This is a genomic window from uncultured Campylobacter sp. (assembly GCF_937997465.1).
Lineage (GTDB): Bacteria > Campylobacterota > Campylobacteria > Campylobacterales > Campylobacteraceae > Campylobacter_A.
The window spans coordinates 1-11,694 of the sequence record NZ_CALKTQ010000204.1 but is presented as its reverse complement, the minus strand read 5'-3'; the positions used below and the strand labels follow the sequence as shown (position 1 = coordinate 11,694).

General features: G+C 46.7%; 12 protein-coding genes and 1 pseudogene. 4 read left to right on the top strand and 9 right to left on the bottom strand.

The window, feature by feature from the left end; translation table 11 throughout:
- From Q0546_RS06750 to Q0546_RS06735, 4 genes and pseudogenes are all read right to left on the bottom strand, one after another.
- Positions 1-271 (bottom strand): annotated as a pseudogene (locus Q0546_RS06750) (sel1 repeat family protein); the annotation flags it as partial.
- A 52-nt stretch (positions 272-323) separates the two neighbouring features.
- On the bottom strand, positions 324-923 hold the full coding sequence (locus Q0546_RS06745) for an NUDIX hydrolase (protein WP_298791635.1): 600 nt from the start codon (positions 921-923) through the stop codon (positions 324-326).
- Positions 908-2,281, bottom strand: a complete 1,374-nt coding sequence (mgtE, locus tag Q0546_RS06740) for a magnesium transporter (protein ID WP_298791633.1) — start codon at positions 2,279-2,281, stop codon at positions 908-910. The genes Q0546_RS06745 and mgtE overlap by 16 nt, the downstream gene beginning before the upstream one ends.
- The gene (locus Q0546_RS06735) at positions 2,281-4,140 is read right to left on the bottom strand and encodes a peptidoglycan DD-metalloendopeptidase family protein (RefSeq protein ID WP_298791631.1); all 1,860 of its coding nucleotides are present in this window, start codon (positions 4,138-4,140) and stop codon (positions 2,281-2,283) included. The genes mgtE and Q0546_RS06735 overlap by 1 nt, the downstream gene beginning before the upstream one ends.
- Positions 4,141-4,254: 114 nt before the next feature.
- Here Q0546_RS06735 and Q0546_RS06730 point away from each other — a divergent pair, with 114 nt between their 5' ends.
- Genes Q0546_RS06730 through Q0546_RS06715 form a run of 4 tightly spaced genes read left to right on the top strand, consistent with a single transcriptional unit; the run spans position 4,255 to position 7,927 of the window.
- Complete coding sequence (locus Q0546_RS06730; RefSeq protein WP_298791629.1) at positions 4,255-4,971, top strand: plasminogen-binding N-terminal domain-containing protein; 717 nt, start codon at positions 4,255-4,257, stop codon at positions 4,969-4,971.
- Positions 4,971-6,353, top strand: a complete 1,383-nt coding sequence (locus Q0546_RS06725) for an FAD-linked oxidase C-terminal domain-containing protein (RefSeq protein WP_298791627.1) — start codon at positions 4,971-4,973, stop codon at positions 6,351-6,353. The genes Q0546_RS06730 and Q0546_RS06725 overlap by 1 nt, the downstream gene beginning before the upstream one ends.
- A 2-nt stretch (positions 6,354-6,355) precedes the next feature.
- On the top strand, positions 6,356-7,051 hold the full coding sequence (locus Q0546_RS06720) for a hypothetical protein (RefSeq protein WP_298791625.1): 696 nt from the start codon (positions 6,356-6,358) through the stop codon (positions 7,049-7,051).
- Positions 7,052-7,096: 45 nt separating this feature from the next.
- Positions 7,097-7,927, top strand: a complete 831-nt coding sequence (locus tag Q0546_RS06715; RefSeq protein ID WP_298791624.1) for a YihY family inner membrane protein — start codon at positions 7,097-7,099, stop codon at positions 7,925-7,927.
- On the opposite strand, the gene Q0546_RS06710 is transcribed toward Q0546_RS06715, so the two are convergent.
- From Q0546_RS06710 to Q0546_RS06690, 5 genes are all read right to left on the bottom strand, one after another.
- A complete protein-coding gene (locus Q0546_RS06710) occupies positions 7,924-9,198 on the bottom strand; it encodes a ComEC/Rec2 family competence protein (protein ID WP_298791623.1) in 1,275 nt (424 codons plus the stop codon). The two genes, Q0546_RS06715 and Q0546_RS06710, sit on opposite strands and share 4 nt — an antisense overlap.
- A 23-nt stretch (positions 9,199-9,221) precedes the next feature.
- The gene (locus tag Q0546_RS06705) at positions 9,222-10,631 is read right to left on the bottom strand and encodes a replicative DNA helicase (protein WP_298791622.1); all 1,410 of its coding nucleotides are present in this window, start codon (positions 10,629-10,631) and stop codon (positions 9,222-9,224) included.
- A gap of 11 nt (positions 10,632-10,642) precedes the next feature.
- Positions 10,643-11,104, bottom strand: a complete 462-nt coding sequence (locus Q0546_RS06700; RefSeq protein ID WP_298791621.1) for a type II toxin-antitoxin system VapC family toxin — start codon at positions 11,102-11,104, stop codon at positions 10,643-10,645.
- A complete protein-coding gene (locus Q0546_RS06695) occupies positions 11,097-11,354 on the bottom strand; it encodes a hypothetical protein (RefSeq protein ID WP_298791620.1) in 258 nt (85 codons plus the stop codon). The genes Q0546_RS06700 and Q0546_RS06695 overlap by 8 nt, the downstream gene beginning before the upstream one ends.
- Positions 11,355-11,368: 14 nt before the next feature.
- Positions 11,369-11,694 (bottom strand): flavodoxin-dependent (E)-4-hydroxy-3-methylbut-2-enyl-diphosphate synthase (locus Q0546_RS06690; RefSeq protein ID WP_298791618.1); only part of this gene is annotated, 326 nt, incomplete at its 5' end.

Here is an 11,694-nt window from a genome sequence, read left to right as displayed (position 1 = left end):
TGCAACCGTCCATATCGCCCGCATCGCAAGCTTTTGAAAACTGCTCGAAGCCTTTTGCCTCGCTAGAGTTTTGCGAATAGGCGTTAATGTTTATAAAGCCCGCGGCATAGCAGCCTACGATATTTTTCTCCTCATAGCAAGACTTTTCAAAGAGCTTTAAGGCGTTGTCGTAGTTGTTTTGAGCTAACTCCGCGCTCGCCTCCTCGAAAGCAGGCACGGCGGCAAAAGCCGAGGACGCCAAAAAAGCGACGCAAACTATTTTCTTTAGCATTTATTTTCCTTAAATTTGATTATTTTTCGCGAAATCTAAAATTTGGCGCAAACTATCTGCCCATTCTATCAAAAAACCACATAAAAGCAAACATTAGCCCCGTAGCCTTGGTTTTGGTTTCGTCAAACATAAACTCCCGCGCCCGCTCAAGCGACACGTAAACGGGCTCGATATTTTCGCCGTCTATGCCGCCGCCCTCGCCGATCTTCATCGCGTCGTTTATCACGGCAAAAAACATTGTCTGCTTCGCTCCGCCAAATCCCAGCGCGCCGCGAGTGGATGTTATGCGCTCGACCTTGCTCACGGCAAAGCCCGTCTCCTCGGCGATCTCCTCGATGACGGTCTGCTCCTCGCTCTTGCCTTTATCCATCAGACCTGCGCAAAGCTCATATGTGTAGCCCTCGTCGCCCTTTTGCGTCAAATTTAGCTCGCGTCCTTCTTGCAGATTAAACCAAACGGCGGGACGAAACTGCTTAACCAGCAAAAACGCGTCCTTGTCCTCGTGATAAAGCAGTACCGAGACGCTATCGTGGGCCTTGATACACTCCCATTTGACGGACTTTTCGCACAGATCAAAGGAAATTTGATATGGCTTTACATAGCGCGGGGCGGTTAAATTTTCTATCTTGATATTTTTTACAGAAGTATCCATTTTGCCAGTCCTAAAAAGCTAAAAAAGCCGACCGTGTCGGTAACGGTGGTAAGCAGCACGGCCGAGCCGACGGCGGGATCGATATCAAATTTCTTTAAGGTTAGCGGTATCAAAGTACCAAAAAATCCGGCGAAAAACAAATTTATCAACATCGAAGCGCCGATAACGACGCCTAGCATCGGGCGGTTAAACCACAAAGAAGCTATAACGCCCATCAAAAATGCAAAGGTTAGTCCGTTTATAAGCGCGATGCCAACCTCGCGTTTTAGCGCATTTGCGGCGTTTTTAAACTCAATCTCTCCCAGAGTTAGTCGGCGCACGGTAACCGTAAGCGCCTGCGTGCCGGTATTTCCGCCCATTGATGCGACGATAGGCATCAATACCGCGAGTGCTACGTAGCTAGCTATCGTCTCGTCAAAAAGCCCGATGATCGATGAGCTAATAAGCGCGGTAAATAAATTTATAAGTAGCCAAACGGCGCGCGCGCGAGTGGCCTTAACCAGGCTCGTATCCTCTTCCTCAGCTTCGTCGTCGACGCCGGCTAGGTTATAAATTTGCTCCGTGGCGCTCTCTTTTATAAAGTCGTGGATGTCGTCTGTTGTGATACGACCTAGCAAATAACCCTTGCTATCGACGACCGCGATCGAGTTCATATCGTAGTTTTCGACCGTTTCTACGACCGTCTCGATAGGCTCGTTATCTACGGCCACGTTGGGTTTATATTTATCCTCTTCGCTCTTTGCGATGATCTCTCTTAAGGTTTGGTTAAAATCAAATAGTATCAGATCCTCAAGCGGCACCGCATGGAGCAAAACACCCTTTTTATCGGTGATAAAAAGCTGCGAGACGTTTTCTAGTTTGCCCTCTTCCTTCTCGCGCCTTAGCCGCTCGACCGCCGTTTTTAGCTGCTCGTCGATATGCGCACTAAAAAGCTCCGTCTGCATGAACGCGCCCGCTTCGCCCTCGTCGTAGCTGCGGATACGTAAAATCTCCTCCTGATCGTCCTTGTCCAGGCCGTCAAAGAGCTCTTTAGCCTTTTGCTCGTCGATCTCCTCGATATACTCCAAAAGCTCGGCCGCGTCATCACTCTCTAGCTCCTCGATCGCCTCGATGATCTTGTCGCTAGGTATCTGCTCGATCACGTCCTTTAGCATGTGATCTGGCATCTCCATCGCTACGTCGCCCAGGATCTCTGGGTCGAGCTTTTCGAGGTATTCGCCAAATAGCTCCTCATCGTGCTTTTTAAGCGTTTTTAGGTGCTGGGCAAGGTCGGCGGGGCTTAGCTCCTTATCGATCGTCTCGTTTAGGTGCGAGTCTAGCAGCTCTTTGGCTTCGTTTAATTGCTCGTTTTCTTCCATCATTTGCTCTTTTTGTCGCTTGACTCGGCGGTTTTATCTTTTGATTTAGCCTTTTTATCGGCGGTCCGTTTTTGCTTTTTGGACTTATCTTTGCTGGCGTTTACGTCTTTTTTCTTTTTGGACTCGGTTTTGGTTTCTTTATTTGTTTTGTCCTTTTTCTTATCCGTCTGTTTTGTTTTGTCTTTATTTTTAGCGGACGAATTTGACTCAGATTTTTTCGCCTCTTTGCTTGATTTTTTTGGCTCAGTCTTGCTTGCCGCCTTGTTTGACGCTTTTGCAGAGGTTAAATTTGACTCCGGTTTTGCTGATTTTGCCGCGGCTAAATTTGCCGTTTCGTTCGCGTCCGTTTTGGTTCCAGAGGAGTTGCTTTCTGCTTTGGGCTGCTCCGTTAAATTTGACTCGGACTTGGTTAAATTTGAGTCCGTCAAATTTGCATCGTCGCTGCCGCTTGCGAGCTCGCTCGTCAAATTTGCTTCGGTTTTGGTCGCATTGTCTCCCTTGTTGTCACCCTTTGTCTCTTTTGTCAAATTTATATCGGTTTTTAAAGAGCCGATGTTAGTTAAATTTTCCTCTGCCCTTTTCGTCTCCGTAGTTAAATTTAAATCTCCGCTAGAAAAGGTAGAATTTGCATCCGTCATCGTCAAATTTACGTCTGTTTTTGGCTCGGTTATAGGATGCTCCCAGTCCATCGCCGCATCAAATTTCTGCTCTTTTTCAGGGATTTCATCCTTGTTGGCATACTCTTTTATCTTGTTTTCAAACTGTTTTATATATTTTTGAAATTTAGCGCTTTCATTTAAGGCAAATACGCTTTTAGCTACCTTTATCTCGGTCTCTGGGTTTATAGCGTTACCGTTTTTATAAACGCCGAAATGCAGGTGCGAACCCGTACTCATACCCGTGTTTCCCACATATGCGATGAGCTGACCTTGCTTAACTTTTACTCCGCTTTTTATACCTTTAGCAAAGCCGCTAGTGTGCGCATATAGCGTCTCGTAACCGCTAGTGTGACCTAGTATTACTACCTTGCCGTAGCCGCTTTTAGTACCGACGAATTTTACCGTACCCTCGCCTGCGGCCTTTATCGGAGTGCCTTTAGGAGCGCCGTAGTCCACGCCTAGATGGGCCTTATAGCGCTTTAGTATCGGATGATAGCGCTTGGGCGTAAAAGGCGAGGTAATACGAGCGTTTGCGATCGGTCTAGTTAGCAAAAATTTATCGTTTTTCTTGCCGCTTTTGTCGTAGTATTTGTTTTCGAATTTATACGTGACGTATTTTTTATCGCCGATTTGTATCGACGCCCAGTGTATTTCCGGTATGCCAAACGTTCGTCCGAGCCTAGTTTTTTGCGTGTATTCCATCGCGAGCCTGTCGCCTTTTTTTAGCTTTTTAAACTCGCTTTCCGGCACTTCGTTCTTCATCGCCAGATAAAATCCGTGTGCCAAAGCCGCACTGCCCGTAGCGTCTTGGATATCTTGCGAAGGCGAAACCGTAATAGGCATACTAAGCACGCGCCTATGCGTCTGATACGAGATCGAGGAAAGCTGAAAATTATACTTTCCGTCGTTATCTTTATAAATTTGCGCTTGAAGTTCTTCGTTTACGGGGATTAGCACCTGGCTTATCCCGCCTTTTTCGTCTCTTAAAATTTGATACGATATGCCCGCTTTTATCTCGCTTACAAACTCCTTATCGTCCGAATCCATATCATAATAAAGAGAAAGGGGGATGGAATTTTTCTCCAAAAAAGTTAAAAACGTATCTCCGCTAGGCCAGCTAAGCTCCTGGACGGTAGATTGTATAGGCGAGGCGGCGAATAAATTTACCGCCAGCAGTAAAGCTAATGAAAATTTCTTCATAAAATCCCTTGATTTAAAAGCCGTATTTTACTCGAAAATTACTTACATTTTGCAAAACTAAGCCAGTTTCAGATATAATGAGCGCTAAAATTTCAAACTTTCAGGAGATAAATTTTGAAAAAATTTCTTTTATTTTTAGCGGCGGCTTGCCTTAGCTTTGCGGCCGAGTTTTCGATGAGAGAGTATAAAGCCCCGCTGATAAGCGTGGATGAGGGCGTAGGCACGATCATAGATGGCTCAGATATCGTCGTAGGTAGTAGCGGCGTCGTGATGCACAAATTTGACGGCGCTCAAAGCTCTATCATAGCCCGCGCGGTCGTCACGCAAAAAGGCGGCGGCTTTGCAAAGGTACGATTCGAGGTATTTGACACGTTAGCGCAAAAAGCCCTGCCGATACCAGGAATTTTACCTAAAAGCGGCGACGAGATCATCCTAAACTACCTCTACAACCGCTCGCTCATCGTCGTACCGAACAAAGAAATTTACGCCGAAGTAACGAACGCGTTTAAAGACATCACCTTTATCCACCCGGACATCGTGGGATCGTATCTAAGCTACGAGTATAAGCCAAACCCTAGCCGCGACGACTTTCGCAAAATGTGCAACCAAAGCGCTGCGGGGTTAATATTTATCGCTATGAACAACGAAGCGCTTTTTGCCGACTGCCAGAGTTTCGAGCCGCTAAAACGCTTCCAAAGCGGCGCGGTCAAATACTACCAGCTGCCTTTTTACACTCGCGTCAAGGACATCGATACGGTATTTTGGAAATGGGGCTCGGAGCAGATCAGCGACTTTGACCGCCACTACAAAGCTCTTTTAAAAGATAAATAATGCACGAAAAACACGCTAAATTTTTTATAAATTTACTAGGCGCGGACAACGCCTACTTCGACGACGCGCACAGGATCGCATACTGCTACGACGCGACGAAAAAGCGGCATTTACCAGACGGCGTGCTTTTCCCTAGAGACGAGCGCGACGTTAGCGAGATTTTAAAGTACTGCAACGAAAATAAAATCATTATCGTGCCTAGGGGTGCTGGCAGCGGCTTTACGGGCGGGGCGCTAGCGCACGAGGGCGGCGTGGTGCTTGCATTTGAAAAGCATATGAATAAAATCCTAGAAATCGACATGCAAAACATGGTCGCAGTCGTGCAACCTGGCTGTATAAATATAAATTTGCAGCGCGAAGCCGAGAAACTAGGCCTTTTCTACCCGCCAGATCCCGCTAGCCAGGAATACTCGACGCTAGGCGGCAACGTCAGCGAAAACGCGGGCGGCATGCGGGCGGCAAAATACGGCATCACCAAAGACTACGTCATGGCGCTGCGAGCGGTGCTACCTAACGGCGAAGTGATCCGCGCCGGCAAACGCACGATAAAAGACGTCGCGGGATACAATATCGCAGGCATCCTCATCGCCAGCGAGGGCACGCTAGCGGTAATAACCGAAATCACGTTAAAACTCATCGCAAAGCCTAAATTTAGAAAAACGGCGATGGGAATTTTCCCTAGCGTAAACGCCGCGATGAACGCCGTTTATAAGACTATGGCAGCAGGCGTGACGCCCGTAGCCATGGAGTTTTTAGACGCTCTTTGTATACGCGCGGTCGAGACTAAATTTAACAAAGGCCTACCGCAAGACGCGGGCGCCTTGCTGATAACGGATGTAGACGGCGACGTTTTAGACGGCCTAGAGCAGGATCTAGCCACGATAGAGAGAGTGTTTAGAGAAAACGGCGCTAGCGAATTTAGACGCGCCAAGGACGAGAGCGAGCGAAACGACATCTGGTTTGCCCGCCGCAACTGCTCGCAGGCGATAAATATCTACGGAAATTTAAAACTAAACGAGGACATTACGGTGCCGCGCTCAAAGCTACCAGAGTTGCTAGAGCGCATAGGCGGCGTCGCTGAAAAATACGGCGTGCAGGTGCCGTGCTTCGGCCACACTGGGGATGGCAACGTACACACCAACGTCATGGTCGTGGACAAAGCCGACCCTGCGCAGGTGGAGAGCGGACACAAGGCGATCGAGGAAATTTTTAAGATCGCGGTGGAGCTGGGCGGCACGCTTAGCGGCGAGCACGGCATCGGTATCAGCAAGGCCGAATTTATGCCGCTTGCCTTTACGCCTGCTGAGATGGAGCTTTTTAGAAGTATCAAAAAGGCGTTTGATCCGAACAATATCCTAAACCCGTTTAAGATGGGGCTGTAAATTTGGCGCAAGGCGTAGCTGATTTTGCCGTATTTATGATCTACGTTGCGGTAGGTGTCGGCGTCCTTGCCCCGCTTTTTATAAAAAATAAATCATACAAAACCGTCGATCGCGGAGCCTTGCTTATCTCCCCTAATCCTCTTTTAAAACTACCCATATTTATAATGTGCCTAGGCTTTGGCGTTATGGGACTATTTGACGAAGGATCGCATTTAGAAAAATATAACGGCAAGCCTATACCTTGTTTTTATTACGATGACATAGTTTGCTCGCAGGAGGCCAAATCACAGAGCGTAAATCTAATGTGCTTTGAAAAAGACGATCCAAGATGCATTGACGGATATCTACAAAAAAACAAATCTCAAATAACGCTTGGTAACGTCGTAGCCGTTTGCTCCATATTTTTGGCATTTATAACACTGATACAAAAAGGCATTAGGATAGAAAAAGACGGCATCTCCAAAGAGTGGGAGGTTTTGCCGTTTAGACACGCCGAAAAGATAAAATTTGACGAGATGACTTACGGTATAGCCTTTGTAAGGGGCGTAAAAATCATCAAAATAAGAGGCGAAAACAGCAAAAGAGGTTTTGGTGCAGGATTTTTGTATTCGCGAAAAGACGTAGATTTTTTAGAAACTTTGATATTTAAAAAACTAGTCGAAATCTCGGAAACCAAAGACGCCGCCCGCCCAGCTTAAATTTAAATTTATCATTGTAAAATACCTCAAATTTAAGGATTTAAGATGAACCCGCAAAAATTTGAAAAGATAAAACAAACGCTTAAAATTTGGCTCACGGCGATGCTAAAGATCAAGGACAAGCAGCTACTGCACTACGCATCTAGCCTGAGCTTTCACACGATGCTTTCCATCATCCCCGTGCTACTCATCTCACTCTCGCTCTTTACGCAGATGCCTAGCTTTAGCGTCTATTACGCCAAGATTAAGGAATTTATATTCGCCCAGCTGCTACCCTCAAACCAAGACGCGATCTCAAACTACATCGAGACCTTTTTACAAAACAGCTCGAGCCTTGGCATCCTAGGCCTTGGCGCGATTATCTTTACTTCGATCATGTTTTTTGCCGATTACGAATACGTCATCAACCGCATCATGCACACGAGTAGCCGCAAATTTTGGAACTCGCTAAGCACGTATTGGACGCTCATAACGCTAGCTCCTTTGGGACTTGGGCTTAGTTTTTATCTCTCAAATTTATTTCAAGATATACTAAACTCCAGCGACTACACGAAGTGGATAAATTTCATAAGTATCTTTCCATACCTCATCATCTGGGCGATATTTTGCGTGACCTATCTCATCTCGATAAACCGCCAAATCGCCCTAAAAAACGCGCTTTTTAGCTCATTTGTCGCCTCGCTCATCTGGTATCTGGGCAAAAATATCTTCGTCTTTTACGCTGCAAACAACAAAACCTATCTTAGCATCTACGGCTCGTTTTCGGTGGTGTTGCTGTTTTTCGTGTGGATTTACGTGTCGTGGATCATATTTCTCTACGGCGTGAAGCTGTGCGCGTATCTGGAAAAAGCGGGCGAGAGCGACAAAGAAGCTTAAAAAAGCACGGCAAAGCAAAGTAAATTTAGCGGCACGATAACGGCGGCTAAAATTTTGCTTTTGACGCTTGCTAGGCTAAGCGCATTATAGAGCAAAAACAACCAAAACGGCACGCTTAAATTTACCCCCTTTGCGCGCCATGAGAGAAATTCTAGCAAATACTCATCAAGCGCGCCGCCTGCGCCAAATGCGTGCAAAAGCGCGCCAATCGGATAAAACAAGCTAAAAAGCGGCGTAAGCGGCAAGACGGCTAGCTGCTGGGCGCTAACGAGCGGGAAAAAGTAAAGCACGGGCAAAATCATCGCCGAAAATACCCAAAAATTTAGCAAGATAGCGTTGCTTATATTTGAAAATCGCCCGCCAAAGTGCCGCAAATACAGATAAATATAAAACACGCCCATGCAAGAAAAGTAAAATCCGACGCTAAAAAGCAGACTCGGCATCAGCGCTATGGCGGCGCAAATCACTGTAAAAAGAAGCTCAAAGCTCACGACGCGCACGTTTCTAGCGAGTAAAAACAGAGCCAGCAAGCTCATCAAAAACGCCCGCAAAAATGACGGCACGAAGCCAATCAGCGCAAGGTAACAAAACAAAACCGCAAAGATCGCGGCCGAGAGGTCAAATTTGGCGTTTCGATACGGAAAATATCGTGCCTGAAAATAGCGGTAAATCGGACGCATGATAAAATATAAAAAGCCAAAAATCAGTCCCAAATGATAACCCGAAATCGCGATCAGGTGCGCTACGCCGTAGAAATTTACGTCTTGGCGCAACTCCTTACCGACGGGTGCGGCAAGAAAAAGCGCGGTAAAAAGCTCGGTCATTTTTTCGCTTTCGTGCTGCGCGGAGATAAAATCATAAATTCTATCTCGCAACGGCTCAGGGCTGGCGACGTAGCGAAGCTCCGAGATACCGTAGCTTGGCATAAAAAACGAGCCGCTTAGATACTCTTTAAATTTGACGTTTTTGTTTTCGGCACCGATTAAAATTTGCTCGTTAGCTTGCGCGTCAAAGTCCGCCAGCGTCGTCGTATAAAAGCTAAAATCACGCGTTTTAAGCTTTAAAACGCGGTAAATTTTGCCTTTTACGTTCGTTTTTTCATAGTTTTGTAAAATTTTAGCTTGTAAGATGACGCCGTTTTGGGCTTTAAATTCGCAAAATTTATAGTAGCTAAAGCCCAAATTTAGCGCAAACAGGGCGGCGCACGCAAGGCAAAATGTATAAACCTCGCGCGCGTTTTCAAAGATAGATTTACGCTGCGGCTTTTGCAAATTTTGGCTTTAGGCTTCGCATTTTAGGCGTTTGGATTAAACTCCGCCACATGCGCGGCGCCAAAGCTCTTATCGACAAAGCGCGTAAATTCCTTCTGAAATATTACTTCAACCGTACCGACCGGACCGTTTCGGTTCTTGCCCACGATGATTTCGGCGTCCTCTTCGATCTTATTGGGGACAAATTTACGCACGTACTCCTTGCCCTCGGCGTGTGCCTTTTTCTCGGCTTCCTTCTCCTCCTGCTCGCGGTAAACCTCGTCGCGGTAGACGAAAAGTATCATATCGGCGTCTTGCTCGATGGCGCCTGATTCGCGCAGGTCGCTTAGCATCGGGCGTTTGTTAGCGCGCGACTCCAGACTGCGGTTTAGCTGGCTAAGCGCGATGATAGGCATGTCTAGTTCGCGTGCTAGTAGCTTTAGTCCGCGCGAGATTTCGGCGATCTGCAGGTGGCGGTCGGAGAAATTTGACGTAGCCATCATGAGGCCGATATAGTCGATGACGCATAGAGTGATCTCTGGGTGGGCGGACTTGAGCTTGCGCATTTGCGTGCGGATCTGGTGGATGTTTACGTAGCCGCTGTCGTAGACGAAAAGCTTGCGACTAGACATATCCTCGCACGCGTCGCTTAGGCGCGACCACTCCTCGTCGTCCATTTTAGCAGTCATTATATTTTGTAGCGGGATCGAGGTTTTAGCGCTTAGCATACGCAGCATGATCTGCTCGGCGGGCATCTCAAGCGAGAAAAATACGACTCCGCCGCCTCGCATCAGCACGTGGTTCATTAAATTTAGGCAGATCGTCGTTTTGCCCATACCGGGACGCGCCGCGATGATGATGAGATCGCCGTGCTTAAAGCCCTTCGTCATCTCGTTTAGTTGGCGAAAGCCCGTGTCGATGCCTACGATGTCCTTGTCTTCGAGCAGTTTTTGCTTTTCTAGGTGAGCGATGACGTCTGCGATGATGACAGCAGCGTCCTTTACGATGCCCGCGCTCTGTCCGTCCACTAGCGAATAAAAACTCTGACTCAGCTCGTCCACCATATCGCGGCTGGGCTTATCCTCGCTCACTTTGCTAGGTATCTGGTGCGCGATTTTGACGAGGCTTCGCTTGATAGATTTTTCTTTGATTTCGTTAGCGTACTTTTTGACGTCCAGGATCGAGTTCGTGCCGATGATCTCGCTCATCACGTTTTCGTCAAATTTACTTCCCAGCTTGGTTTTTAAAAATCCCGTTTCTACAGGCAAATTTTCATTTAGGCACTTTACCATCGCGTCGTAAACGTCGCCGTGAGCGCGCAGGTAAAAATCAAACGGGCTTAGGATATCGAAAATCTCGCTTAGATTATCCGCGCTATAGATGATAGACGCGAGGATCGCGCGCTCCATATCCAGGTCGTAGAGGTTATGCATATCGATGTTTTCTTTTGCCATTTTTTATCCGTTTATTTTTTTTGTTTTGGCGCGTAATCTTCAAGATTAGCATCCGTGCGCTTTAAGGCTATTTGTAGTTTTGGAAAGGTTTTGTCATTCGTGACGATAGCCTCACAGCCGCCCTCTAGCGCGCAAAAATACTGCAAAACATCCTCAAAGTCTATCTTGCGCCCCGACTTTAATTCGCTCTTTGCGTATTCGCACGCCATCGATAGCCCGTCACTAGACAGCGGTAGACATTTAAAATTTGATGTCCGCGATAATGCGCTAAAAAAATCCAAAATAATTCTGTCTGAAATTTTATAACATTTTTTTAGCACGTAAGCCACATCGCTTATACTACCGAATGAGTAACAAATAGTGTCACTAGCACTAAAATTTTCAAAAAGTTTAACGGCTGCCAAATTTAGAGCGCCTCTTTCTTCGACTAAAAAATCGATCAAAATATTGCTATCAAGGAAAATTTTAGCCATCTATGCCGTATCTTTTTTTCATATATTTTTTATCGGCGATTTTTAGCTCTTTTATATCGTCTAAATTTTGACCAGCCTTACCCTTTACTATGCCTGCAAATCGCATGATTTCAAGACTTGGCGCGCTCTTTTTACTTTTTAATTTATCGACCGCAATTAGCTTTTTTACTTCGTTTGACAGCGTGGTAGCTATCGCGATTAGATCGCTTCTGTCGCTTGGTATTTCGATGTGAAATGTCGTAGTTTGCATATTTTTCCTTTAATTTAGTGTGCCTCGCGCGACTTTATCTCGTCGTCGATCTCTAGTAAAAATCTATCGACTAGCTCGCTCTCGGGCAGCCTCGCGACCACCTCGCCTTTGCGCATTATCATGCCGTTTCCTTTGCCAAATGCTATCGCCACGTCCGCACCCTTAGCTTCGCCGATCGCGTTTACGACGCAGCCCATCACCGAGACGTTTAGCGGCTCTTTGATGTGCTTGGTTTTTTCCTCGACGAGCTTTACCGCGGCCATCAGATCAGCCTGCAAACGCCCGCAGGTCGGGCACGAGATGATATTTAGCCCCTCTTTTTGGCGGCCGCTATCTTTTA